The sequence below is a fragment of the Roseateles sp. GW821-FHT09G03 genome (genome assembly GCF_059416045.1).
This window is the reverse complement of the sequence record NZ_JBWKOK010000001.1, coordinates 189289-213515: the sequence shown is the minus strand read 5'-3', so window position 1 is coordinate 213515 and position 24227 is coordinate 189289. Positions and strand designations below refer to the sequence as shown.

Here is a 24227-nt window from a genome sequence, read left to right as displayed (position 1 = left end):
CAAGACGGCGCTCACCGCGACGGGGTCACGCCCCAAAAGAGGTAGTCGGCGGTGTAGTCGACCCGGACGGTCCGGCCGGTGGCTGCGGCGACGCATTCCGAGGAAGGCGGGGCGACGCCGCCGACGGTGCTGATGCGCTGCACGGCGTCGACGGGATCGAGGCCGCCGGTGCCGCTGCGCGACTTCACCGACAGCAGCAGCCAGGGAATGGCGCCCGCCGTCGGCGACGGGACTGACGCCTTGGCCTGGCCGACGATGCGGGAGCCGTCCTCCAGGCGCCAGAACGGGCCGGCGCCGTGGTCGCCGACCTTGGCGCCGCTCGCGTTGAACAGCGTCGCCTCAGGACCGCGGAACTGCCATTCCCAGGCGCCGTTCGCGCCCTGCGCGCACTCGTAGATCTGCACGCCGGTGGCATGGACCTGGAGGAGCAAACGCGAGCCTTCCGCTGGGCGGAGCGCTGCGGGGACCTCAGGGTTCCTGATCGCGATGGCGTTCCCGGCGGCAGTCGGCGCATCCGGCAGGCGGGACAGTTCGTCCGCGGACGGTCGGGACGCCTGCGCGCTCGCGCAGGTGGCGATGGCGACAGCGAGCACGGGGAACAAGGTGGCGGCGATTCGCATCATGGAAGTCTCCTTGGACGGGTGGCAGATGAAGCGGCCTCAGTGCCGCACATCATCCACTTACGGAGGTGGGTCCAGGATGGATGCACCCGTTTTACAAACCGCGCACCATCTCCACGTGCGCGATCCCCGCCTCCTCGAACACCGGCCCGCGCCGCTGGAACCCTGCGCGCGTGTAGAAACCTTCGGCGCTGAGCTGCGCGTGCAGTAGCACCTCGCGGTAGCCCTGCTCGCGCCCGGCCTGCATCAGCGCGTCCAGCACCTGGCGGCCGACGCGGCTGCCGCGCATCGGCGACAGCACCGCCATCCGCCCGATCTTGGCCACGCCCGGCACATGCTCCAGCAGCCGGCCCGTCGCCAGCGGCCGGCCCAGCCGGTTGTAGGCCACCGCGTGCGTGCAGCTCTCGTCGGCGGCATCCCACTCCATCTCGGCGGGAATCTTCTGCTCCTCGACGAAGACGGCTTGGCGGATGCGATGCGCATCCTCGCCCACCGTCGCCCAGTTGCCCACCCGCGCCTCGGTCATCGCCTCGCCGCGCTCGAAGCCCAGCAGCAGATCGCGCAGCGCCTGCGGCACCGCCTTGGGCACGCGCACCGCCGGGTCGGCGAAGACATAGACCAGCTCGCCGTGCACCAGGCACTCGTCGCCGCGGAAGACCGCGCAGCTCACCGTCAGCGAGGTCGTGCCGACACGCTCGGTGCGCACGCCGATGTCGAGCAGCTCGTCGTAATGCGCCGAGCCCAGGTACTCGAGCGTCGACTTGCGGACGAAGAGATCGCCCTCCAGCGACTGCATCGTCGGCGCATAGGGCAGCGCCAGCGCACGCCAGTAGCCGCCGACCGCCGTGTCGAAGTAGGTCAGGTAGTGGCCGTTGAAGACGATCTGCTGCGCGTCGATCTCGGCCCAGCGCACGCGCAGGCGTTCGAAGAAACGGAAGCGGTCGCGGGTCATGCCGGCGTCGGTGGCGGTGGTGCTCATGCGGAAGCCCGGGGAGAAGTCGAGAGGGTCGATGGGGTCGAGGAAGCCGTCGGTTCGGACACGGGACCCGATGCAGGCACGGCGGCGGGCGCCGGCAGGCCGAAGGCCGTCCTCAGCGCATCCGCGCAGGCATCGAGCGCCTGATCGGCCTCCGGAATGCTACGACCCATCTTGATGAAGTCGTGTGTCACGCCGCGGTACAGCTCCAGCCGCACCTCGTTGCCGTGGGCACGCAACAGGTCCGCGTAGGCGATGCCCTCGTCGATCAGCGGATCGGCCTCGGCCAGGATGAGCGTGGCGGGCGCCAGGTCCTCGTGGTCCTCGGCCTGCAGCGGCGCGAAGCGCCAGTCGTCGCGCTGCTCCGTCGGGATGTACTGGTTGAAGAACCACGCGATGGTGTCGGCATCCAGCAGATGGCCCTTGGCGAAGCGGCGGTGCGAGTCCGTGTCGGCATGCGCGGTCGCGCCCGGCGTGATCAGCAGCTGCATTACCAGCGACAGGCCCAGCCGATCGCGGATGTCGCGCGCGTGCAGCGCCGTCACCGCGGCCAGCGTGCCACCGGCGCTGTCGCCGCCGACCGCGATGCGCTCGCGGTCCAGGCCGCGGTCGGGCGCCGCGGTCGCGAGCCATTCCAGCGCGGCCCAGCAGTCGTCGACGGCTGCGGGGAAGGGGTGGTCGGGCGCCAAGCGGTAGTCGACCGCGATCACCGCCGCGCCGGTGCGCAGCGCGAGTTGGCGGCACAGGCTGTCGTGGGTCTCGAGGCTGCCGATGACGAAGCCGCCGCCGTGGAAGTACAGCAGCACCGGCAGACCGCGCGCGTCCCGCGCGGCCGCTTCCTCACGCGTGAGCGGCGCGTAAAGGCGCGCGGCGACGTCGCCGGCGGGACCGGGGATTGCCAGATTCTCGATGCGCGGCAGCGGCGCCCGCGGCAGGTCCAGGATCTCGGCGCCCATGAGGTAGGCGATGCGGGCCTGCCGGGGCGTGAGGCTGTGGAACGACGGGCGGTTGGCGCGGTGGATGCGCTCCAGCACCGCGGCCATACGCGGTGTCAACAAGGTGCTACTCAACGGGAACTCCAGGACGTAGGCTCGGCTGTTGCCAAGCCCCAATCGCGGGATTCTCCCAGACCCCGCGGGCCCGCGCCGCCGCGGCCCGCCATCACCAGGCAAAGGACTTCGCTCATGGCCCTGATCCAGTACCTCACCCACATCCACCTGGAGCCCGGCGCGCGCCGGCTGATCGGTGCGGAATGCGCGCGCGCCGGCATCGCCAGGCCGCTGATCGTCACCGACAAGGGCGTGCGCGCGGCCGGCGTGCTGGACCTGGTCCTCGAGGCCTGGACCGCGTCGCCGATCGCCGCGGGCGCCCTGCCCGTCTACGACGGCACGCCCCCCAACCCGACCGAGGCCGCCGTGCGCGAGGCCGTCGAACTGTTCCACGCCCACGGCTGCGACGGGCTGATCGCGATCGGCGGCGGATCGAGCATCGACCTGGCCAAGGGGGTGGCGATCGCCGCGAGGCACGACGGCCCGCTGACGCGCTACGCCACCATCCTCGGCGGCGCCGGCAACATCACGCCCCAGGTCGTGCCGCTGATCGCGGTGCCGACGACGGCGGGCACCGGCTCCGAGGTCGCGCGCGGCGCGATCATCATCGTGGACGACGGTCGCAAGCTCGGTTTCCACAACTGGGAGCTGATGCCCAAGTCGGCCATCTGCGATCCGGAGCTGACGCGCAAGCTGCCCGCCTCGCTGACGGCCGCGACCGGCATGGACGCGATCGCGCACTGCATGGAGACCTTCATGTCCTCGGCCTTCAATCCGCCGGCCGACGGCATCGCGCTGGAAGGCCTGCGCCGCGGCTGGGGTCAGATCGAACGCGCCACGACGCATCCCGACGACATCGCCGCCCGCCTCGACATGATGGCCGCGAGCACGATGGGCGCCCTGGCCTTCCAGAAGGGGCTGGGCTGCGTGCACTCGCTGAGCCACGCGCTTGGCGGGCTGATGCCGAAGCTGCATCACGGCACGCTGAACGCCGTGTTTTTGCCGGCGGTGATCCGCTTCAACGGCGCGCACGACTCGATGCGGCGCGACGACAAGATCGCCCGCATGGGCCATGCGATGAACCTGCAGGAAGGCACGCCGGCCGACGAACTCGCCGGCGCGGTCAAGGCGATGAACCAGCGCCTGGGCTTGCCGGCGGGACTCGGCGCGATGGGCGTGACGGTCGATCTCCATGAGCAGATCGTCGAACGCGCGCTGCACGACCACACCCACAAGACCAATCCGCGCGAGGCCTCGGCGAGCGATTACCGGAAGATGCTGGACGAGTCCATGTGATCTACCAACTAGTAGAGAAACGGTAGAATGCGGGCCCATTCATTCGAAGCAGCCCCATGACCGTCGAGCTCTCCCCCAAGGCCGCCGAGATCGTCGCGCACACGCGATCGCTGCTGGTCTCGGGCGGCTACAACAGCTTCAGCTACGCCGACCTCGCCGAGCGCGTCAGCATCACCAAGGCCAGCATCCACCACCACTTCCCGAGCAAGGCGGTGCTGGTCCAGCGTGTGGTCTCGCTCTATCGCGAAGAAGCGAGGAACGGCCTCGCCGGCCTGGTGCAGAAGATCAACAACCCGGTGGCCGAGCTCAACGCCTACGCGGACTACTGGGCCGGCTGCATCCGCAGCGGCGAGCACCCGTTCTGCATCTGCGCGATGCTCGCCACGGAGATGCCGACCATCCCTGAGGAGGTCGCGGTCGAGGTGCGAGGCCACTTCCACGACCTGGGCACGTGGATCGCGTCGGTGCTCAAGCGCGGCGTGGCGGCGGGACAGTTCCACCTGCCCGGCACCCCCGCGAGCTCGGCGCGTGCCTTCATGGCGGTGGTGCACGGGGCCATGCTGGTGGCCCGCGCGCTCGATGACCCGAAGTCCTTTGCCGCCATCGTGCAGCCGGCGATCGTCAAGCTGACCCAGCCGGCCTGACTGCCACGGCCGCTGGCCCTCAGCGGTCTTCGGGAGCCTTGCCTGTAGTCTTCACCGCGCGCAGGAAGTCGAAGTCCACGCCCTGGTCGGCCTGCGTGACCGTCTGCAGGAACAGCTTGCGATAGCCGCGCTCGGCTGTCGGCTCGATGACCGGGTTCTCGGCGGCGCGCTTCGCCAGTTCCTCGTCGGAGACCAGCAGCGCGATCTCCCGGTCCTTCACGCTCAGGCGGATGCGGTCGCCGTTGCGCACGTGGGCGAGCGGCCCGCCCACCGCCGCCTCCGGCGTCACGTGCAGCACGATGGTCCCGAAGGCCGTGCCGCTCATGCGGCCGTCGGACACGCGCACGATGTCCTTCACGCCAGCCCGCGCGAGCTTGCGTGGGATCGGGATGTAGCCCGCCTCCGGCATCCCGGGCGCGCCCTTCGGTCCGATGTTCTTCAGCACCAGGATGTCGTCGGCCGTCACGTCGAGATCATCGCTGTCGATGCGCGCGGCAAGGTCCGCGCTGTTCTCGAAGACGACCGCCCGGCCCTCGTGCTCCATGAGCTTCGGATCCGCCGCCGACTGCTTGATGATCGCGCCGCCCGGGGCCAGGTTGCCGCGCAGCACGGCCAGGCCGCCCTGCGGATAGATCGGCCGGCCGAAGGAACGCACCACGTCCTGCGCGAAGCCCTCGCCATTGCGTTCGATCTCCTCGCCCAGCGTCCGTCCGGTGACCGTCAACGCCTCGAGGCGCAGCAGCGGCTTGAGCTCGCGCAGCAGCGTCGCCATGCCGCCCGCGTGGTGGAAGTCCTCCATGTAATGCTGACCCGACGGCTTGAGGTCGAGCAGCACCGGCGTCTCGCGCCCGAGTCGATCAAGCCCGGCAAGATCGATGTCGATGCCCATGCGACCTGCGATCGCGGTCAGGTGCACGATGCCGTTGGTCGAGCCGCCGATCGCGAGCAGCACGCGCAGCGCGTTCTCGAACGCGGCGGGCGTGAGGATCTTGTCGATCGTCAGCCCCTGACGGGCGAGCGCCACCGCCTGCGCACCGGTCTGCTCGGCGACGCGGATGCGATCCGCCGTGACGGCCGGTGGCGAGGCGCCGCCCGGCACCGTCATGCCGAGCGCCTCCGCCACGCAAGCCATCGTGCTGGCCGTGCCCATCACCGAGCAGGTCCCCACGCTCGCGACGAGCTGGTTGTTGACGTCGGCGATCTCCTGGTCGTCGATCTCGTCCGCGCGGTACTTGCCCCAGTAGCGGCGGCAATCGGTGCAGGCGCCGACGCGCTCGCCGCGGTGGCTGCCGGTCAGCATCGAGCCGGTGATCAGCTGGATCGCCGGAATGCCCGCCGACGCCGCGCCCATCAGCTGCGCCGGCACCGTCTTGTCGCAGCCGCCGATCAGCACCACCGCGTCCATCGGCTGCGCGCGCACCAGCTCCTCGGTGTCCATCGACATCAGGTTGCGCAGGTACATGCTGGTCGGGGCCGAGAAGCTCTCGTGCACCGAGATCGTCGGGAAGTCCATCGGCAGCCCGCCGGCGAGCATGATCCCGCGCTTCACCGCCTCCAGCAGCTGCGGCATGTTCCCGTGGCACGGGTTGTAGCTGCTGCCGGTGTTGGTGATGCCGATGACCGGCCGGTCCAGCGCATCGTCGGTGTAGCCCGCGCCCTTGATGAAGGCCTTGCGCAGGAACAGCGAGAAGCCCTGGTCGCCGTAGTTGGTGAGGCCCTTCTTCAGGCCCTTGGGGGTGTCACTCACGATTGGCTCACTCGTCTGCCTTGATGTTGGCCGCGGCGATGACCTTGGCCCATTTCGTCACTTCGCCCTTGAGGCGCTCCTGCGCGGCGGCCGGCGTCAGCGGCGCCTGCGCCACCACGCCCTGCTGGGCCAACTGTGCCAGCACCTCGGGCTTCCGGAGCGCCTTGTAGATCTCCGCGTTCAGGCGCGACACGACGTCCGCCGGGGTGCCCGCCGGCACCAGCACGCCGAAGGTCGAGGTCACCAGGAGGTTGGGGAATCCCGCCTCGGCAGTCGTCGGCACGTCGGGCAGGCTCGGGTCCCGCGCGGAGGCCGCCACGGCCAGCGGCGTCAGCTTGCCGCCCTTGATGAACTGCAGCACCGCCGGCACGGTCTCCGCCATGAACTGGAGCTGGCCCGCGATCAGGTCGGTGACGGCCGGACCGCTGCCGCGGTAGGGAATGTTCTCGGTGGCGAGCTTGCCCTGGAGCTTCAGCATCTCGGAGGCCATGCGCTGCGGCGCGCCGGCGCCGGACGAGCCGAAGGACACCTTGCCCGGATTCGCCTGGATGTAGGCGACGAGTTCCTTGAGCGACTTCGCCGGCACCGAGGCGTTGGCCACGAAGACCAGCGGCACGCTGCCGACAACGGCAGCGGTCTGGAAGTCCTTGACCAGGTCGTAGCGGACCTTGCCCTTCTCCAGCGTCGCGATGGTCGAGTGCGAGGTCATCGCGCCCATCAGGATCGTGTAGCCGTCGGGCGTGGCCTTGGCGACGGCCTGCGCGCCGAGGTTGCCGCCCGCGCCGGCGCGGTTCTCGACGATGACCTGCTTGCCGAGTCCCGTCGAGAGCTCCGCCGCGAGGATGCGCCCGATGATGTCGGTGGCGCCGCCGGGCGAGAACGGAACGATCATCGTGATGACCTTGTCCGGCCAGGTCGCGGCGACGGCAGGGCCGCCGAGAACGAGCGAGGACGCCGCGACGCCCGCGGCGGCGGCAAGGACCTGGCGTCGATCGACGCCGGACGTCGGATGGGATGAGCTGGGCACGTTGTCTCCTGGCCTGGTGGATGGCGTTGTTATGGGTCGCCATGTTTGGTCAAACACGACCCGAGAACAATTTGCTTCCCATTGCTTCAGAGCAAAAAATTCCTTATGTTCCGAAGCGCCGGCTCGAACCGGCGCGAGGAGGGACGGCGGGATGGATCTGCGCTACGTACAGAGCTTCGTGACGACGGTGGAGTGCGGCTCCATCGCGGAGGCCGCGCGACGGCTGGACATGACCGCGCCGGCGGTGGCCGCGCGCCTGAAGGCGCTGGAGGACGACCTCGGCACGGCGCTGATCCGGCGCTCCGGGCGCTCGGTGAAGCCGACGGCAGCGGGGCTCAACATCTTCGACCGCGCCCGCAACATGCTGCGCGAGGAGCGCGACCTGCGCGCGCTCGCCAACGAGAAGGTGCAGTTGGGCGAACTGCGGCTGGGCGCCTTCGTCTCGGCGCTGACGACGGTGCTGCCGCCGGTGCTGCGGCGCCTTTACGCGAGCCACCCCGACCTCTCGGTCTCGGTGGTCTCGAACGCGTCGACGGAGCTGGTGCGGATGGTTGCGGCCGGCGACCTCGATGCGGCGGTCGTCGTCGAGCCTCAGTTCACGATCCCCAAGACCTGCGAGTGGCGCGAGCTGATGACGGAGCCGCTGGTCGTCGTCGCGCCCAAGGAGCTGGCCCGGCGCGACGCGCACGACCTGCTCCGCACCGAGCCCTTCATCCAGTACGACCGCTCGGTGCTCGGCGGCCAGTTGGCGGACCGCTACCTGCGCCAGCAAGGCCTGACCCCGCGGCGGCGGCTGGAGATCAACGGCCTGATGTCCATCGCCGCGATGGTCGATCAGGGGTTGGGAATCTCGCTGCTGCCGGACTGGTCGGCGCTGTGGTCCAGCGGGCTCTCGATCCAGAAGGTGCCGCTGCCCGGCACCGCGCCGGTCCGCAAGAGCGGCTTCGTCTGGAGCGCGCAAAGCCCGCGCGCGCCACTGGCGCGGATGTTCCTGGAGCAGGCGGAGGCGCTGTTCGCGCCGAAGGGCAAGAGGAAGCGGTGACGCCATAAATCCTGGCAAAGCAGGCGCTTACGCTTGGCGGGCCGCAGAAACGGCTAAACGCCTGGTAAACCATCCGGAATGCGTAGCCCCCAGCCATGCCACCGCGGCATAACAGCTAGCGCCCTTCCGGCATTGGTCGCGGCTGCGGCACCGACCAGAATGCGCGCGGGCGGACTTTCCCGGTCCTGCCCTCCGCGCGCCGTCCCCGGCGCCGATTCCCCCACAAGGTCCCCATGAAGAGACAAGCATTCCTCTGGGCCGGCGCCGCGTTGGCGTTCGCCGCCCCGCTCGCGTTCGCGCAATCCCTCCCTTCCGGTCCCGTCAAGATCGTCGTCGGCTACTCGGCCGGCGGCGCCGTGGACGTGGTCGCCCGCGCGGTCGCCGTGCGGCTGCAGACCGAGCTCAAGCAGCCGGTCATCGTCGACAACAAGCCCGGCGGCGGCAGCAACATCGCCGCCCGCACCGTCGTGTCCGCGCCGGCCGACGGCGCCACGCTGCTGATGGCCGCCAATGCCGTCGCGGCCAACATGGCCCTCTACCAGCCGCCGCCCTACGACGTCGAGAAAGACCTGGCCCCCGTCGCGCTGATCGGCCGCGTGCCGGTCATCATCGCGGTCAACCCCGAGTCGCCTTACAAGACGCTCGCCCAGCTGATCGAGGCCGCCAAGGCCAAGCCGGAATCCGTCGGCTACGCGACGCCGGGCAACGGCTCCACGCCGCATCTGGCCGTCGAGCTGTTCGCCAGCGCCGCCAAGATCAACCTGATGCACGTTCCCTACAAAGGCGGCGCCCAGGCGCTCACCGACGTCATCGGCGGTCAGGTGCCCGTGGTGGCGCTCAACGCGCTCGAGATCCTCCCGCACTGGAAGAGCGGCAAGCTGCGTCCGCTCGCCGTGCTGAGCGCCCACCGTTCCACCCTGTTCCCCGATGTGCCGACGATCGCGGAGTCCGGCTTCCCCGGCTTCGAGGCCTCGGTCTGGTACGGCCTGATGGCACCGGCCGGCACACCGAAGCCGGTGCTCGCCGCGCTCAGCGCCGCCGCCGTCAAGGCCGCCCAGTCGTCCGAGGTGAAGGAACGCCTGGCCCAGGCCGGTGGCGAAAGCACGCCCGGTGACGCCGCCGCCTTCGCCAAACACCTGCATGCCGAGCGCGAGCGCTACACGAAGCTGATCACCGCCGCGAAGATCAAGCCGGACTGAGCACGCCCCGCCCCTCGCCGGACAGCCCTCGCAGCGCGTCCGGCGCGTCCGGGCGAGGCGCGCGCGCATTCACGCACAACGGGCGCTCTGCGCGTCCGCCGCGCGGCCCGGCCGGGTATTCACGCTCGCGACACGCGGGGAATCGTCGTCTCATCGATCCACAAGATCAGGAGACACCATGTCCACTCCCCGCTCCACCCGCGTCGCCACCCGCGTCGCCACCCGCGTCGCCACCCGTCTCGCCACGCCCGGCGCCTCCCACAGCGTCGCCTCCCGGCGCACGTTCGTCACCGCGGCCACCACCGCGGCGCTGCTCGGTGCCTTCGCCGCGCTCCCCGCGATGGCACAGGACTTCCCCTCGAAGCCGATCCGCTTCATCGTGCCCTACGCGGCCGGCGGCACGACCGACCTGGTCGCCCGCACGGTCGGCGCACACATGTCGCAGACCCTGGGTCAGGCCGTCGTCATCGAGAACCGCGGCGGCGCCGGCGGCAACCTCGGCATGGACGCCGTCGCCAAGGCTGCGCCCGACGGCTACACGGTGGGGATGGGCGCCATCTCTACCAATGCGCTGAACCCGCACATCTACAAGAAGATGGCCTTCGATCCGCGCAAGGACTTCAGCGCGATCGGGCTGCTCGGCAACTCGACCATCGTGCTGGAGGTCTCGCCGTCGCTGCCGGTCAAGACCGTCGCGGAACTGCGCGCCCATGTCGCGAAGAATCCGGGCATGCCCTTCGGCACGGCCGGCGCCGGCACGTCGATGCATCTGGCCGGCGTGCTGTTCGGCCAGCTGAGCCACACCGAGTGGGTGCACGTGCCCTACAAGGGCAGCGCGCCCTTGATCACCGACCTCATCGGCGGCCAGATCCAGGTCGCCTTCGACAACCTGCCCGCGTCGCTGCCGCACATCCAGGCCGGCAAACTGCGCGCGTTGGCGGTGGCCGGCTCGCAGCGCAACCCGGCGCTGCCGGACGTGCCGACGCTGGCCGAGGCCGGCCTGCCCGGTTATGCGATCGAGCCGTGGTTCGGCGTGTACGGCCCCGCCGGATTGCCCGCGCCGGTCGTGCGCCGCCTGGAGCAGGCGCTGAAGGCCGCGCTCGCCGATCCCGGCGTGAAGGACAAGCTGATCGCCGCCGGCTTCTCGCCGAAGTCCTCGACCGCCGCGGAGCTCGCGACGCTGTCGGCGCACGAGTACGAGCGCCTGGGCAAGGTGGCGCGCAGCGCCAACATGACGGCGGACTGAGGATCAGCGCGCGGGCCGCTTGACCACGGCGCCGACCTTGCACGACGCCGTGTCGAAATGCGTCGTGCCCGGCGCGCCGCGGCCGCCGGTGCTGCCGTCCGCTGGCGTCCACTCGTTCACCAGCGGCAGGCTGCCGCCGAAGTCCGCGGCGTTCATCGCCGTGAAGTGCGTCTGCCACAACGAGCCATGCGGCGTGCTGAAGAGCTGCAGCTTCACCAGACCGCCGCGCCCCGTCGGCAGGTTGACCGCGTAGGTCGCGAAGTTGTCCGCGCTGGTCGCGTCCTTCGCGCCGCGCTTGTAGCCGGTGGCATCGTTGGGCTTGTTCCAGTCGCGGTACCCGATCGGCAGCAGGTGACGCAGCACCGTGCCGTCCGCGTAGGTCGCCACCAGCGTGTAGTCGCAGCCGCTGGTCACGCAGTAGTAGCCGCTCCAGCCGCCGGGCTTGTCGCTCAGGAGGCGGTCGACGTCGGCCTGCACCGTCGGGTCGATGCGCTGCGGCAGGTTGCCGGTCCACGCCGGCGTCACCACCATCGTGCTGGCCGTCGGCGCAACGTTGAAGTGCGACACCGTGCCGATCACCGTCTGGACCTGCTGGTCCAGCTGCAACACGTCCGTGCCCGCGCGCGCGCGGTCGTCGTTCGAGACCTTCTCGAACGCGCCCGTCGTGCGGTTCCAGCGCTTGTAGCCGCCGTCGAAGCTCGAGTCCGGGAACAGCTTGTCCAGGAAGCCCTGCTGCAGGATCGCCGCCTGGTAGTCCGAGAACGCGTTCCACCGGTAGCTCGCCGCGTTGCGGTCGTCATCGCCGCCGGACATCGGCGTGCGCTGATAGCAGACGCCGTCGACGGTGCGCGTGTCGCAGGACTGGCCGCTGAACTCGCGCGTCGTCAGCAACTGCTGCTTCACGCTGTCGAAGCCCCAGCTCGAGCCGCTCTTCGTGCCCAGCTTGTACGGATCGTCGCCCGCCTCGGCCGCGGCATCGGCGTGCGGCAGCCCGTAGGCATGCCCCATCTCGTGATTGAAGATCGCCGAGTAGATCGTGTCCGGCCGGTAGTCGCCGCCCGACACGGCCACGCCGTTGCCGCCCAGCCCGCCGCCCGTCGAGGCCGCGACCTGCTTGCCGCCGCTCAGGGTCTGGACGAAGCCGTAGAAGCCCGCCGCGAAGGACTGGTCGCGGTTGGCCGTCCAGCCGCGCAGGTCGCGCAGCAGGCGCAGCATCCGGGCGTTCGTGTCGCCGTCGATGGCGCGGTAGTCGGCCCACGACGACACCGTCATCGCGGGATGGCAGAACTTGTCGTCGTTGCGGCCGGGCACCGCCAGCTGGTCGATGGTCACCGCGCCCGCGAGGCGCGTGTCGAGCTTCGCGATGGGCAGCTTCTCGCGGTACTCGACGTCGATCGGATATCCCGCCGTCGAGAACGCACTGAGGTTGAAGTCCGGCACGACCGACTGCGCGGCGCGCGCGCCGAAGAGATAGATCGGCACCGTGTGGTGCTTCAGTGTCGTGGCCGGCGTGACGGTCAGCGCCATCGTGCGGGGCGACGAGAAGTCGTTCTGCCCGACTTCCAGCGTCGCGCCGATCTGCACCCATTCCTTGGGCAGCAGCGCGCTGTACTTGACCGATGAATACGCGACGCCGCCGCCGTCCGAGGTCGGCAGCCGGGCCGGCGCGTTCATCGTCAGCGGACCGAGCGTGCGGCCGTCCGCGAGCTTCGCGCGGACCAGCAGCGTGCCGACCGTCGCGGACGGTTGAAGCATCAGCAGCGCCGCGCGGTCGGCCACCAGCTGGAGCTTGCGGCTCTTGTTGAGCTTGGCTTCGTTGGGCGACTGCAGGATGCGACCGCTGGCCGGGATCACATGCGTCTGCGCCAGCTCGACGCCCAGCAGTTCCGGCGTGGGCGTCGGCGCGGGCGTGCTCGCCGGCGCGGACACGGGGGCGGGTGCCGGCGCGGGCGTCGGCGCAGGGGCTGGCGCAGGCGACGGGGCCGGCGCGGACGAAGGCCCCGGCAGGTAGAGCGCCATCGCGCGCACCGGCGCGGGCGCCGGATCCACCGGCTGCGTGGACACGCTGGAGATGGCGTAGCGCATCGGCACGGACGGACTCGATCGTGCCGTCACGGTCGCGGGAACGGGCGCCGGCGGAATCACCGGGGGCGGTGTCGGCAGCGCGCCGGTCGCCGCGAATCTGGGCTTCTTCGCAGCGGGCGCTGGCGGTTCCGGCGGCCTCTCCGGCCCCATCCGGGCACTGGCGCTCGCGTTTGCAGCGGCGCCCTGCGCGGTCGAGATCTCGCGTTCGGGTTGACTGCCGCCCCCCGCCTTGTAGGCGGCGAACGACGCCGCGGCGATGAACGCCGCAGCGGAAACGACCGCTTTGGAGGAGGGAACCGTCATGAGTGCGACATACGAATCTGCAAAGGCGGCGAATGATCAACGATCCTTCCAGGTTCTTTGCCTCGCCTTGACCAACTCTTACGCCTGATGCAGCCCGCTACAGGTCACCCGGGAGAGGTAGCCAGGGAGCATCGGATCCCGTCGGCGGTCACGGGGTCGTCAGGCTTCGCGGCTACGCTCCGGGGTCATGACTTGCCTCTGGACCCCCTCGCGCCGCGGCCTGCTGCAGGCCGCCCTCGCCGCCGGTTGCGCGCCGGCCCTGCTCCGTCATGCCGACGCTGCCAGCGCACCGCTGTTCGCCCTGGGCGTGGCGTCCGGCAGCCCGCGCGCCGAGCGCGTCGTGCTGTGGACCCGGCTGATCGGCGACCGGTTGCCGGCCGAGGTACCGGTGCAATGGGAACTGGCGGAGGACGAGGCCTTCAAGACCATCGTCGCGCGCGGCACCGAGCGCGCCGAGCCCGGCACCGCCCACAGCGTGCATGCCGAGCCGGCGGGACTGCGCGCCGACCGCTGGTACTGGTATCGCTTCCGTGCACTGGGCCAGCAGAGCGCGGTGGGACGCACGCGCACCTCGCCGGCCGCCGGCGCCGCCGCGTCGTCGCTGCGTTTCGCCATCGCGTCCTGCCAGCGTTACGACCACGGCGAATACGCCGCCTGGGGCGACATGGCGACGCAGAACCTCGACCTGGTGCTCTTCCTCGGCGACTACATCTACGAATCCGCCACCGCGGTCGACAGCAAGGCGCCGCGCCGGCATCGCGGCGGCCAGTGCCGCACGCTGGACGACTACCGCCAGCGTTATGCCCAGTACAAGGGCGATCCGCAGCTCCAGGCGATGCACGCCAACGCGCCGTGGATCCTCACCTGGGACGACCACGAGACGCAGAACGACTGGGCGGGCGACGTGTCGCAAGACCTGGAACCCGACTTCCACCAGCGCCGCATCGCCGCCGCGCAAGCCTACTGGGAACACCAACCCTTCCCGAAGCACATGCGCCCGCGCGGCGCCGACATGACGCTGAACCAGCGCTACGACTGGGGCAGTCTGGCGCGGCTGGTCACGATCGACGACCGCTCGTGGCGCGATCCGCAGGTCTGTCCGAAGCCGGGCCGCGGCGGCTCCAACACGGTCGACCTGAAGGACTGCCCTTCGATGCTCAATCCGCAGCGCACGCTGCTGGGCGCGCCGCAGGAGCAGTGGCTGCGCGACAGCTGGGACGCCACGCGGCCATGGAACCTGCTCGCCCAGCAGACGCTGATGGCGCGCTTCAATTCGCAGGATCCGGCCAAGGGTCCGGGCCGTTACTGGACCGACGGCTGGGACGGCTACCCCTTCGCCCGCGAACGGCTGCTCCGCGACCTGGAAGCGCGGCAGGTGCCCAACGCGGTCGTGCTCGGCGGCGACGTGCACGCGAACTACGTGGCCGACCTGAAGCTCGACTGGGACGATGCGAAGGCTCCCGTCCTGGCCAGCGAGTTCTGCGGTACGTCCATCTCCAGCAACGGCTCGGAGCAGTCGCGGCTGGACAAAGCGATGCCCTTCAATCCGCACATCCGCTATGGACGCAGCGACCAGCGCGGCTACATGCGATTCGAGCTGCGCGCGGCGCGGCTGGAAGCCGAGCTGCGCAGCGTGCAGACGCCGTGGGATGCGAAGAGCCCGATGTTCACGGCGGCGCGATTCGCGGTGGAAGCGGGACGGCCGGGGGCGCAGCCGGCCTGACGCGCAGGAGGTCCAAAGCGGCGCCCGGCCGTCGCGTCCCCCTCCGGCGCCAACATGCATGCGGTCACGGGCAGGGAAGCGGCAGTGGCGCGCATGGGATCTCCACGGGCGGTTGAGACCATCGAAGGTGTACGACCGTCGCCGACCTCCGGCAAGCTCGAAGGCAGGGACATGGCAGGCACGCCAATGCGCAAGGCGCCCATGCGGCAGATATCCCCAATGCTTGTCCAGAGTGGGACTCGTTCAACGCGCGATGACCGTGCCGGCCGCAACCAGCGCCCCAGCAAGGATCGCCCAATAGAGCCGCTTGATCCAATGCAACGATTCGAACCAGCGCGGATGTCCGCATTGAGCTTGAGGCGTGCGAACGATCGTGCCGTCGGTCAGATACGGCACCCAGTACTTGCGACAGAACTCTGCATCGAGATAGCTGCTGTGCACGAAGCGAGCATGCCATCGGTCATCGGCCAAGGGCCGATGGAATCCGAACGTGCCGACAGAGCCGTAACCCCAGGTCACTGCAGCGGCAATTGCTGGCCAAGGGTCATGAGTTCCCACCTCGTTCAGTACCGACCCGGCGTCGACCTTGGTGATGACATCTTCCAGCTTGAACCTGGCAGGCACGATGCTGCCGCAGAAGATGATGCGCTCGGCGCGCATCTCGGGATGCTCGTGCAGCAGGCGGGCAAGAACGTACGAGCCGAAGCTGTGTGCGATGAAGGAGACCTTCCGCGCGGGATACCGATTCCTGGCGGACTCGATGTCAGTCTTGACCTTCTTCATCGCGCCGGCTCGAAACCAGGGAAAAGGCAGCCAGAAGGCCAGCGTGCCGAGCCTCTCGTAGTTGGTGCATGCGACGGAGAAGCCCGCCTCCTCCAGCACGGGCTTCACCGTCTGCATCCATCCGGCATTGGTCCGGATGCCGTGCAGCAGGATGACCAGACAGCCTTGATCGGCAGCCCCCTGGCTGGTCGACGCGCCGCGCAGCTTACGGGCCCATTGGGTGGCTTCCTCCCGATCTCGATGCTGGCCCAGCATGTCGAACTTCGCTGCAGCCTGGTCGAGCGACCGGGCTGCATCTTCCTCGTGCTTCAGGGCGACCTGCACTCGCGCCCGCAACACCAGCATCTGCGCGAGTCCAAGCTCCTGCCCGATCTCTTCGTACTGCCGTTCCGCCTCTTCGCATAGGCGCTGTGCCTCGTCCAGGTGGCCCATCGCGAGTTCAAGTTCGGCCAGCCCTCGACTGCAGTCCGCCATCCCAGCGCGCGCCTTGCGCGGTTGGAACGCTGCCGCGGCCTGAGTGAGGTTGCGGCGCGCCTCCACGTGCAGCCCCTCTTCAATCTCGATGTTCGCCATTCCCAGTCGCGCATAGGCTTGCCCGATAGGATCGCCAGCTTCCTTGGACAGTTCCATCGCGCGCCGGTAGGCGCCTTTGGCCGCGATCAGGTCGTCGCACTTGTGCTCCAACTCCCCCATCTTGAGGAGCGCGTTGGCCTGGCCTTGGAGCTGGCCACACTCCTCATAGATCTTCAACGCCCTCTGCAGGTTCTCACGCGCTTCAGGATTCTGGTCCAGCAGATGATCGATCTCGCCCTTGCCGCGCAGCGCATGGGCCTGGCCCACCCTGTTGCGAGAGGCGCGGTAATAGAGTTCCGCAGCCCTGAAAGCTTTTCTCGCCTCGGTGTAGCTTCCGAGGTTGCGCTCCACGAGCCCCAATCCTCGCCACGCATTGCCCAGGCCGAGACGGGAATTCGCCCGCTTCAGCGCCACGATGGCCGCATCGAACTCTGTACGCGCCTTGGCGTCGTCACCCTCGCCGCGCGCGATTTCTCCCAGCGCGCAGCGCACCTGCCCTTCCCCCGCACAATGGTCGCATTCCTGGAAGCTCGCCAGCGCCAGTCGCAACGTGTCCTCCGCATGCGGCTCACTGCGCAAGCGAGCCAGGTCGCCCAATCCGAACTTCAAATAGCCGCGTTCGAGTAATGACAGCGACATCTCGCGTGCCTCAGCCTCACCATAGGCCGATTGCGCCTCCTCGTTACGCCCGACCTTACGCTCGAGATCTCCAAGGAGCCGAAACAGCCTGGCCGATTCGGCCGCATTGCCATGCTCCAGGTGCAGCACATGCGCGCGATCGAAACAGTCGCGAGCTTCGTCGTGGAGTGACATCGCCACCGCCAAGGCGCCGTCACTCAACCAGGACAGCGCCTCGCCCGTTTCATCGGAGCGTTCGCGGCAGATCGCGCGACTTACGTCGTACTGCCGCTTCGCCGCATCGCAATTCCCCAGCGTGGCTTCGAGGTCACCCATTCTTCTGAGATGCCGCGCGCGGCCATTCCCGTCCGCAATGGCCGCGTTTTCCACCAAGGCCTCGTTCAACAACTGACGCGCAATGTCCGTGCGACCCACGCTCACTTCCAGGACTGCCTGATCAGACATCACATCGCTCAATGCAGCGCGATCGCCGAGTTCGCGCAGACGCGAAGCGCTCGCCAAGAATGCATGGCGTGCATCCGAGACACGTCCGTCGAAGAACGCCTTGGCGGCCTCCTGCCGAAATCCGACGGCCTCGGCCCGAAGCAGAGCAAGATCAGTCAAGAGTTTTTCTCCGATGGCGCCTGCGGCAAGCGTCAGCCTTTGATCGTTGACGATGTCGCTGGTCTGCGTGGCGACGCCCTTGGGTCGCGCGCAATGCTAAAGGCCTCAGCGGCCTCACGCATCATTCACGCTGATGAGAGCGCCGAGCACTCAGGTAAGAGAAAGGACGTATCACAAGCATCGGCCGAGTACCACGTGACGAAGCGGAGAATGAATTCAAGATGCGGGACACGTCCACCGGTGTCGGAGTCAGTCCCTCACATTCGGCGTCTTGAAGCCGCCGCCCGCTTGCGCGGCGCGGGCCTTGGCTTCGTCGAACTCCCAATGCCACGGCTCCTTGCTGACCGTGCGCACGAAGCCGAACGAGGTCGCGTGCCGCTTGAGCCATTCGTAGGTCGGGTTGCCGTCGCCGCCGGCGACGGAGAGGTCGAACGCGATGCCGTTCTGGTGCTTGGAGAAACCCGGCTTCGCCGCCGTGTTGAACCCGGGCAGACCGCGCACGAAGCCGTCGTGCAGGAGCTTCTGCTCCGGGTAAGACCGGAAGCCGCTGTTGAGCGTGATCTTGACGCCGTCGTCCTTCGCGGCCGCCACCAGCGCGGCGAAGGGCGCGATGGTCTTCATCGCCAGGCGCTCGATCTCGAGACCGGAATCCACGATCGCGACGAGGTCGAGCTGCTCGAGGAACTCGCCGTTGTCCCACGCGGCATTCGGGCCGAAGCGGTTGGCGCCGGGCCCGGGCGGGACGAGGCCGATCGTCTCGTTCATGAAGGTGCCGGCGAGGTTGCGCGTCGACGTCCAGCCGAGCGTCTGTCCGTCCGCCGTCGCCGCGCGCCCGAAGACGATGCGCTTCTTGCTGCCCGCCTCCTCGAGCCGGACCTCGACGATCTTCACCGACGTGCCTTTCGCGATGGTCTTGAAGCCGCCGCCGGGAGACGGCACGAAGGCCATCAGATCGTCGTCGCGGCGGATGCGCGCATCCGGGTCGTCGACGACGAAGGTCCTGTCGCGGAAGCTTTCTTCGAGGCTCACGGCGGGCTCCAGGAGTGGGCGTCGCGAGCGTAAGCCCGGCGGCGCCCGCCGCGCCAGCGCGCGCAGCCGGCCGTCCTCCATCGAGGGGACGTCAGGCCGCCACGCGGCCTTGCTGCGCGCGTCGCCACGTCGCGGGCGGCAGTCCCGCGGCGCGTTTGAAGGCGCGCGAGAACGCGGCCTCCGAGTCGTACCCGACCTCCAGCGCGATCGCCGCCACGGCGGCGCGGCTCTCGCGCAGCAGCCGCGCACCGCATTGCATCCGCCAATGGGTCAGGTATTGCATCGGCGGCATGCCGGCAAGCGAGACGAAGCGCTCATGCAGCGCGGACCGCGACAGGCCGACGCGGTGGCCCAACTCCTCCAGCGTCCACGGCGCCGCCGGATCGCCGTGCATCAGCGTGATCGCGTGCCCGACCTGCCGGTCCTTCAGCGCGCCGAGCCAGCCGCGCGAGGCCGCGGGCATCGACTCCAGGTACCGGCGCGCGCCGTCGACGAAGACCATCTCGCTGACGCGCTCCAGCATCGCCGCCGTGCCCGCGCGCCGGCTCACCGTCTCGCTGGCCGCGTGCGACAGCATCGGTGCCACCCACTCGCCGACCGAGTCCCGCGGCAGCACCAGCAGCCGCGGCAGCGCGTCGATCAGCGGATTGAAAGGCTTCAGGTCGCAGGCGATGAAGCCACACAGCAGCACGACGCTCGCCTCCTCGGAAGGCAGTTGCCCCGGTTCGACCATGACGCCGCGGTAGGTCACCGGGATGGGCTTCGGATCCTCGGGCTGGAACAGCAGGCCGTCGCCGCGGGCCGGGTGCAGGCCGGGCGCGCTGGACACCGCGTGGGCATCGCCGTGCGGGAGCATCGCGATGTCGCCGGCCTGCAGACGCCGTGGCGCTTCACCGTCGAGGGCGATCCAGCATTCGCCCTTGACGACCAGGTGGTACTCGATGACGTGCTCGGCGCCGGGCATGACCGCCGGCGCGAGTTCCCGCGACGGCGGGGCCCAGGCGGCCCAGTCGTCGCGGCAACTGACATGGAAGAACACCGAGCCGCGCAAGCGCACGCTGCGCAGCACGTCGGACAGCGGGTCGGACGCGCGATCAGGCCAGCGGCCGGACTGGGCGTCCGCCGGGAGGTCGTGGGTGACTGGGGACATGGCCGGTGCCGCCGCAACGGCGGACGTTCGAGCAAACCCGCGCGACATCGGGTGAAGCGTCCGGCGCGGTGCCTGGGAATCATAGGCACACCGACGGGCGCACCGACGGACACCCCCAAGTTTGAAGGAACACAGACATGACGACCCCCGCGAGCATTCCCCCGACCATTCCCGCCCACGCCCCCGGCAGCACCGCCGCGCCGGACTACACCGCCATCAAGCAACGCCAGCAGGCCACCTGGGCCAGCGGCGACTACACCGTCGTCGGCACCACGCTGCAGATCGTCGGGGAGTCGCTGGCCGAGGCCGTCGACCTGCGCGCCGGCGAGCGCGTGCTGGACGTGGCCGCCGGCAACGGCAACGCGACGCTGGCCGCCGCGCGCCGGTATGCCGACGTCACGTCGACCGATTACGTCGAGGCGCTCCTCGATCGTGGCCGCCGCCGCGCCGAGGCCGAAGGCCTCGCGGTCCGCTTCGAGGTGGCGGACGCCGAGTCGCTGCCCTATGAGGCCGGCAGCTTCGACGTGGCACTGTCGACCTTCGGCGTGATGTTCGCGCCGGACCAGGCCAGCGCCGCGCGCGAGCTGCTGCGCGTGGTCCGTCCGGGCGGACGCATCGGCCTGGCCAACTGGACGCCGGAGGGCTTCATCGGCCGGCTGTTCAAGACGATAGGCGCGCATGTGCCGCCGCCGGCCGGCGTGCGTTCACCGGCGCTGTGGGGCGCGGAGTCGCACCTGGTCACGCTGTTCGGACCGAAGGCGCAGGAGCTGCGCGTCCAACGCAAGCACTTCAACTTCCGGTACCGCTCGGCGGATCACTACCTGCAGGTCTTCCGCGACTTCTACGGCCCGACGCACAAGGCGTTCGGCGCGCTGGATCCGGCGGGCCAGGCCGCGCTGGCCAGCGACATCCGCGCGCTGCTGGAGGAGCTCGACGTCGGCGGCGGCCGCGGGCTGGTCGTGCCGAGCGAATACGCGGAGGTCGTGATCACGGTGGCGTGATCAGGCCGGCCGGGCGATCAGGCCACCGGACAGCGTGATGGCGACGGCGATCACCAGCGCCAGTTCGTCGCCGCCGAAGAAGTCCTTGTCGAAGGCCTCGGAATCGAGGATGCCGACGATCCGCCGATCGGCGTCGAACAGCGGCAGGCAGGCCTCGGCGTTCACCTTCGGATCGCAGGTGTAGTAGCCGCCGCCCTCGGCCACGAAGGCGGCCACGTCGTTGATCAGGCGCGCGCGGCCGCTCAGGCCCACGGCGCTGTTGTTGCTGCCCGCGGCGAAGGCCTCGGTCAACGGGAACTCGGCGCGGCTTTCCGCGCCGAAGTAGGCCAGCTTCAACAGCACGGACTCGTCGGCGGACTTGCGCCTCGCCTGGTAGACGCCGAACCAATGGCTGCGGCTGTGCTCGCTGTAGTAGCGGGTGACGATCGTGGCCTCGGCCAGCAGCCGCTGGTTGTCCGCGCCCTGCCCGCCGAGGATGCCGGCGAGTTCATACGGCTGTTCGGCCAACTGCCCGAACAGCGAGCAGGCGCCGCCTTCGCCGAGTTCCGGCACGCGGAAGCTCCAGCTCACCGGCGTGGCGGAAAGCGCCTCGGGCGTCAGCAGCGCTTGCAGCGCCGCCTGGTGCGTGCGCACGGCCTCGGCGAACGAAGGGGAAGCGGCGGCATCGGCGAGGTCGCCGCGCAGGCCGGTCCAGTCCAGGTATTGATCGAGATTCATGGGTCGGGAAGGAAACAGGAGGACGCCGGGGACCACGCCGGAAGCGGCGCGGTCACGCGATCGTCTGGAGATCGAGTTCCCAAGTTTCGCCGACAAGGTCCAACCCGAATCCCTGGAAGGGTTCTGTCCCGGTGAGCCGGTACCCCGCCTTACGATAGATGTGCTTGGCCGCGTCGAGCTGGCTGTTGGTCCACAAGCGCACGCGCCGGTAGCCGGCCTCCCGCGCGAAGCGGTGGCACTCGGCGACGAGCCGGTCGCCCAGACCGAGTCCGCGCGCGGCCGGTTCCACCAGCAGCAGACGCAGCTGCGCGGTGCCGTCGATGGTCGCGTCCGTGGTCTCGTCGCGCGCCTGCACCAGCGCCACGCTGCCGAGGTTCATGCCGTCGCGCTCGGCGATCCAGCAGGCCTCGCGGCGGGCGTCGAAGCGCTCGATGAAGTCTGCGGCGATGTGCGCCACGAGCGCCTCGAAGCGGACGTCGAACTGGTACTCGCGCGCATAGAGCGCACCGTGCCGCGACACGATCCACCCCATGTCGCCGGGCCGGTGCGGCCGCAGGATGAAGCCCTGCTTCGCCGGCTTGTCGCCGGGCGATTCCAGCAGTCCCTGCACACGGCGGAAGGCCTGCAGCAACTCGGTCTGCTGCGCCTCGCCGAGCTGGTCGAGCAACGCGCCGACCTGCTCCTGCGAGCGCTTCTCCAGCGGCTTGAACGCCTTGCGTCCGGCCGGACTCAGCTGCAGCAGCGACTGGCGCGCATCGACCGCGCTGCGCGTGGCGCGCACGAGGTCGCGTTCCTTCAGGTCGCGCAGCAGGCGGCTCAGATAACCGCCATCGAGGTCGAGCAGCCGACCCAGATCGGTGGCGGTGATGCCCTCCCCGTTCTCCAGATGCGCGAGTTCGAAAAGGATGCGCCCCTCGGTCAGGCTGAACGGGGAATCGAGCAGGCCCTCGTTGAGCACGCCGATGCGATGGGTATAGAAACGGTTGAAGCGGCGGACGGCTTCGATGCGGTCGGGATCGGACATGGCCGGATCCTCCGACAATTGCTTGCTTTTGGCAAGCAATTGGTTGCCATGCCTCCTCCGGGCCGGGGTCGACCGTGACAGATCCTTGGCGCCATGGCGCCGCCGCCACACTCAATGCCGAGGCGTGCGATCTCTGTACATCGGACGCGTCGGCCGGATCGCCGGCGCGTTGCTGCCCGCCGAGAAATTGCCCGGTCTTGCCGCCAGCAATACCGCCAGCAGGTCGGTCACGTTCAGCGGCTTGTAGAGCAGGCGGTTGAATCCCGCCGCGCCCGCGCTCTCGTCGGTGATGTCCGTGCCGCCCGTCAGACACACGTACATGACATGGCGGCCGGCCTCGGCATCGATGAGCTTGGCTTCGGCCACCACCTCCAGGCCGTTCATGTCCGGCATGTCGAAGTCGACGAAGACCAGCTCCGGCTTGAAGAGCTTCAACAGCCGCAAGCCGACGCGGCCGCTGTAGGCGACCGAGGTCGCGCAACCGTAGCAGCGGAACAGCTCGCTGAGGCTGCGGGCACCCTCCGGGTCGTCGTCGATGACGAGGACCCTCAACGCGTGAGGTGACACGTGAGCCGATGTGTCGGACATCGAAGTCTTCTCCCTGAATGCAACACGACGCAACAGCGGTCCGCGCGTGACAAAGCGCGTCCGGCATCCGCCGTCCGTCCACACCCGACATCGGCAAGCTGCGTGCCCGGCCCTGCCCTCCTAAACCCAGGTCCCGCCAGCGTTGTCGTACGGCTAAAGTCGATTGGTTGAGCCGCGATCAGACGGCCGTCGGGAGTCCTCTATGAGCGTCTTGGAAGAAGGGGTGGCCGTGGTCCCGGCCGAGCACCTGAATGCGATGCTGCTGGCGCTCCATGCGCTGCGCCGCGGGGACCCGGACGTGCGACTGCCCTTCCACTGGACCGGCGTCGCCGGCAAGCTCGCCGACGCCTTCAACGAGGTCGTCGAGCAGAACGCCTCGATGGCCGCGGAACTCTCCCGGCTGCGCCAGGTCGTCGGCCGCGAAGGACGCCTCAAGCAGCGCGCCACGCTGCCCGAACTGCGCGGCTTCTGGGGCCAGCAGATCGACTGCATCAACGCTCTCATCGACGATCTCGTCCACCCCACCAGCGAAGCCGCCCGCGTGATCGGCGCCGTCGCCGAGGGCGACCTCACCAAGTCCATGGCGCTGGAGGTCGACAGCCGCCCGCTGCAGGGCGAGTTCCTCCACACCGCCAAGACCATCAACCGGATGGTGGAGCAGCTCGGCGACTTCTCGGCCGAAGTGACCCGCGTCGCGCGCGAGGTCGGCACCGAAGGCAAGCTCGGCGGCCAGGCCGAGGTCAAGGGCGTCGCCGGGACCTGGAAGGACCTGACCGACTCCGTCAACTCGATGGCCGGCAACCTGACCGACCAGGTGCGCAACATCGCCGACGTGACCACCGCCGTCGCGCAGGGCGACCTGTCCAAGAAGATCGAGGTCGACGTCAAGGGCGAGTTCCTGACGCTGAAGAACACCATCAACACGATGGTGGACCAGCTGCGGTCGTTCGCCTCCGAAGTGACCCGCGTCGCGCGCGAGGTCGGCACCGAAGGCTCGCTCGGCGGCCAGGCGCGCGTGGAAGGCGTGTCGGGTACGTGGAAAGATTTGACCGACTCCGTCAACTCGATGGCCGGCAACCTGACCTCGCAGGTGCGCAACATCGCCGACGTGACCAAGGCCGTGGCCGCGGGCGACCTGTCCAAGAAGATCACCGTCGACGTGA

At 69.3% G+C, this 24227-nt stretch carries 20 protein-coding genes; 8 read left to right on the top strand and 12 right to left on the bottom strand.

Translation table 11 applies throughout. From position 1 onward, the window contains the following. Positions 1-11 precede the first annotated feature (11 nt). The 3 genes from AC07OZ_RS00840 to AC07OZ_RS00830 form a co-directional block, all read right to left on the bottom strand. Complete coding sequence (locus AC07OZ_RS00840) at positions 12-623, bottom strand: DUF3455 domain-containing protein (protein WP_495465293.1); 612 nt, start codon at positions 621-623, stop codon at positions 12-14. A gap of 91 nt (positions 624-714) precedes the next feature. Further along, positions 715-1599, bottom strand: a complete 885-nt coding sequence (locus AC07OZ_RS00835; RefSeq protein ID WP_495465292.1) for a YbgC/FadM family acyl-CoA thioesterase — start codon at positions 1597-1599, stop codon at positions 715-717. Further along, positions 1596-2639, bottom strand: coding sequence for an alpha/beta hydrolase (locus AC07OZ_RS00830; RefSeq protein ID WP_495466467.1), 1044 nt, complete (start codon positions 2637-2639; stop codon positions 1596-1598). The genes AC07OZ_RS00835 and AC07OZ_RS00830 overlap by 4 nt, the downstream gene beginning before the upstream one ends. A 141-nt stretch (positions 2640-2780) precedes the next feature. On the opposite strand from AC07OZ_RS00830, the gene gbd reads away from it, so the two are divergent. Together gbd and AC07OZ_RS00820 are read left to right on the top strand one after the other, a co-directional pair. Continuing rightward, positions 2781-3941 (top strand): 4-hydroxybutyrate dehydrogenase, encoded by a 1161-nt coding sequence (gene gbd, locus AC07OZ_RS00825; protein WP_495465291.1) that lies wholly within the window; start codon positions 2781-2783, stop codon positions 3939-3941. A gap of 56 nt (positions 3942-3997) precedes the next feature. Next, positions 3998-4585 (top strand): TetR/AcrR family transcriptional regulator, encoded by a 588-nt coding sequence (locus AC07OZ_RS00820; protein WP_495465290.1) that lies wholly within the window; start codon positions 3998-4000, stop codon positions 4583-4585. A 19-nt stretch (positions 4586-4604) separates the two neighbouring features. Here AC07OZ_RS00820 and AC07OZ_RS00815 read toward each other — a convergent pair whose 3' ends face one another. Then, positions 4605-6332, bottom strand: a complete 1728-nt coding sequence (locus tag AC07OZ_RS00815) for an IlvD/Edd family dehydratase (RefSeq protein WP_495465289.1) — start codon at positions 6330-6332, stop codon at positions 4605-4607. Positions 6333-6339: 7 nt separating this feature from the next. Next, positions 6340-7359 carry a Bug family tripartite tricarboxylate transporter substrate binding protein gene (locus tag AC07OZ_RS00810; RefSeq protein WP_495465288.1) on the bottom strand — a complete coding sequence of 340 codons (1020 nt, stop codon included), beginning with the start codon at positions 7357-7359 and terminating at the stop codon, positions 6340-6342. 151 nt (positions 7360-7510) lie between these two features. Here AC07OZ_RS00810 and AC07OZ_RS00805 point away from each other — a divergent pair, with 151 nt between their 5' ends. The 3 genes from AC07OZ_RS00805 (at position 7511) to AC07OZ_RS00795 (ending at position 10846) form a co-directional block, all read left to right on the top strand. Further along, positions 7511-8401, top strand: a complete 891-nt coding sequence (locus AC07OZ_RS00805) for a LysR family transcriptional regulator (protein WP_495465287.1) — start codon at positions 7511-7513, stop codon at positions 8399-8401. Between the two features lie 233 nt (positions 8402-8634). Beyond that, positions 8635-9600: a tripartite tricarboxylate transporter substrate-binding protein gene (locus AC07OZ_RS00800; protein ID WP_495465286.1), complete on the top strand. Its 966-nt coding sequence runs from the start codon at positions 8635-8637 to the stop codon at positions 9598-9600. A 340-nt stretch (positions 9601-9940) separates the two neighbouring features. After that, positions 9941-10846, top strand: coding sequence for a Bug family tripartite tricarboxylate transporter substrate binding protein (locus tag AC07OZ_RS00795; RefSeq protein WP_495466466.1), 906 nt, complete (start codon positions 9941-9943; stop codon positions 10844-10846). Between the two features lie 3 nt (positions 10847-10849). Here AC07OZ_RS00795 and AC07OZ_RS00790 read toward each other — a convergent pair whose 3' ends face one another. Continuing rightward, positions 10850-13234, bottom strand: a complete 2385-nt coding sequence (locus AC07OZ_RS00790; protein ID WP_495465285.1) for a M66 family metalloprotease — start codon at positions 13232-13234, stop codon at positions 10850-10852. Positions 13235-13421: 187 nt separating this feature from the next. Here AC07OZ_RS00790 and AC07OZ_RS00785 point away from each other — a divergent pair, with 187 nt between their 5' ends. Then, positions 13422-14957 (top strand): alkaline phosphatase D family protein, encoded by a 1536-nt coding sequence (locus AC07OZ_RS00785; protein ID WP_495465284.1) that lies wholly within the window; start codon positions 13422-13424, stop codon positions 14955-14957. A 243-nt stretch (positions 14958-15200) separates the two neighbouring features. Here the strand turns inward: AC07OZ_RS00785 and AC07OZ_RS00780 are convergent, their stop codons facing one another. From AC07OZ_RS00780 to AC07OZ_RS00770, 3 genes are all read right to left on the bottom strand, one after another. Then, positions 15201-17555 carry a tetratricopeptide repeat protein gene (locus tag AC07OZ_RS00780; protein ID WP_495465283.1) on the bottom strand — a complete coding sequence of 785 codons (2355 nt, stop codon included), beginning with the start codon at positions 17553-17555 and terminating at the stop codon, positions 15201-15203. Between the two features lie 249 nt (positions 17556-17804). Beyond that, a complete protein-coding gene (locus AC07OZ_RS00775; RefSeq protein WP_495465282.1) occupies positions 17805-18584 on the bottom strand; it encodes a M15 family metallopeptidase in 780 nt (259 codons plus the stop codon). Between the two features lie 91 nt (positions 18585-18675). Then, positions 18676-19734: an AraC family transcriptional regulator gene (locus tag AC07OZ_RS00770; RefSeq protein WP_495465281.1), complete on the bottom strand. Its 1059-nt coding sequence runs from the start codon at positions 19732-19734 to the stop codon at positions 18676-18678. 137 nt (positions 19735-19871) lie between these two features. Here AC07OZ_RS00770 and AC07OZ_RS00765 point away from each other — a divergent pair, with 137 nt between their 5' ends. After that, entirely contained in the window at positions 19872-20735 is an 864-nt protein-coding gene (locus tag AC07OZ_RS00765; protein ID WP_495465280.1) for a class I SAM-dependent methyltransferase, read from the top strand. Here AC07OZ_RS00765 and AC07OZ_RS00760 read toward each other — a convergent pair whose 3' ends face one another. The 3 genes from AC07OZ_RS00760 to AC07OZ_RS00750 all read right to left on the bottom strand — a co-directional run bounded on the left by AC07OZ_RS00760 (position 20736) and on the right by AC07OZ_RS00750 (position 23064). Then, positions 20736-21452, bottom strand: a complete 717-nt coding sequence (locus tag AC07OZ_RS00760; RefSeq protein ID WP_495465279.1) for a GAF domain-containing protein — start codon at positions 21450-21452, stop codon at positions 20736-20738. Positions 21453-21504: 52 nt separating this feature from the next. Continuing rightward, complete coding sequence (locus AC07OZ_RS00755) at positions 21505-22476, bottom strand: bifunctional helix-turn-helix transcriptional regulator/GNAT family N-acetyltransferase (protein ID WP_495465278.1); 972 nt, start codon at positions 22474-22476, stop codon at positions 21505-21507. Positions 22477-22587: 111 nt separating this feature from the next. Continuing rightward, positions 22588-23064, bottom strand: a complete 477-nt coding sequence (locus AC07OZ_RS00750) for a response regulator (RefSeq protein ID WP_495465277.1) — start codon at positions 23062-23064, stop codon at positions 22588-22590. A gap of 202 nt (positions 23065-23266) precedes the next feature. Here AC07OZ_RS00750 and AC07OZ_RS00745 point away from each other — a divergent pair. Continuing rightward, positions 23267-24227, top strand: a 961-nt coding sequence (locus tag AC07OZ_RS00745) for a HAMP domain-containing protein (protein ID WP_495465276.1), incomplete at its 3' end; no start/stop codon positions are given.

Excerpts from the sequence above, each read along its gene's own strand:
- AC07OZ_RS00835 (WP_495465292.1), bottom strand. The coding sequence starts at position 1,599 with ATGAGCACCACCGCCACCGACGCCGGCATGACCCGCGACCGCTTCCGT.
- AC07OZ_RS00770 (WP_495465281.1), bottom strand. The coding sequence starts at position 19,734 with ATGTCCCCAGTCACCCACGACCTCCCGGCGGACGCCCAGTCCGGCCGC.
- AC07OZ_RS00785 (WP_495465284.1), top strand. The coding sequence starts at position 13,422 with ATGACTTGCCTCTGGACCCCCTCGCGCCGCGGCCTGCTGCAGGCCGCC.
- AC07OZ_RS00765 (WP_495465280.1), top strand. The coding sequence starts at position 19,872 with ATGACGACCCCCGCGAGCATTCCCCCGACCATTCCCGCCCACGCCCCC.
- gbd (WP_495465291.1), top strand. The coding sequence starts at position 2,781 with ATGGCCCTGATCCAGTACCTCACCCACATCCACCTGGAGCCCGGCGCG.
- AC07OZ_RS00760 (WP_495465279.1), bottom strand. The coding sequence starts at position 21,452 with ATGAATCTCGATCAATACCTGGACTGGACCGGCCTGCGCGGCGACCTC.
- AC07OZ_RS00800 (WP_495465286.1), top strand. The coding sequence starts at position 8,635 with ATGAAGAGACAAGCATTCCTCTGGGCCGGCGCCGCGTTGGCGTTCGCC.
- AC07OZ_RS00805 (WP_495465287.1), top strand. The coding sequence starts at position 7,511 with ATGGATCTGCGCTACGTACAGAGCTTCGTGACGACGGTGGAGTGCGGC.
- AC07OZ_RS00795 (WP_495466466.1), top strand. The coding sequence starts at position 9,941 with ATGGCACAGGACTTCCCCTCGAAGCCGATCCGCTTCATCGTGCCCTAC.
- AC07OZ_RS00820 (WP_495465290.1), top strand. The coding sequence starts at position 3,998 with ATGACCGTCGAGCTCTCCCCCAAGGCCGCCGAGATCGTCGCGCACACG.
- AC07OZ_RS00790 (WP_495465285.1), bottom strand. The coding sequence starts at position 13,234 with ATGACGGTTCCCTCCTCCAAAGCGGTCGTTTCCGCTGCGGCGTTCATC.
- AC07OZ_RS00840 (WP_495465293.1), bottom strand. The coding sequence starts at position 623 with ATGATGCGAATCGCCGCCACCTTGTTCCCCGTGCTCGCTGTCGCCATC.
- AC07OZ_RS00830 (WP_495466467.1), bottom strand. The coding sequence starts at position 2,639 with ATGGCCGCGGTGCTGGAGCGCATCCACCGCGCCAACCGCCCGTCGTTC.
- AC07OZ_RS00755 (WP_495465278.1), bottom strand. The coding sequence starts at position 22,476 with ATGTCCGATCCCGACCGCATCGAAGCCGTCCGCCGCTTCAACCGTTTC.
- AC07OZ_RS00750 (WP_495465277.1), bottom strand. The coding sequence starts at position 23,064 with ATGTCCGACACATCGGCTCACGTGTCACCTCACGCGTTGAGGGTCCTC.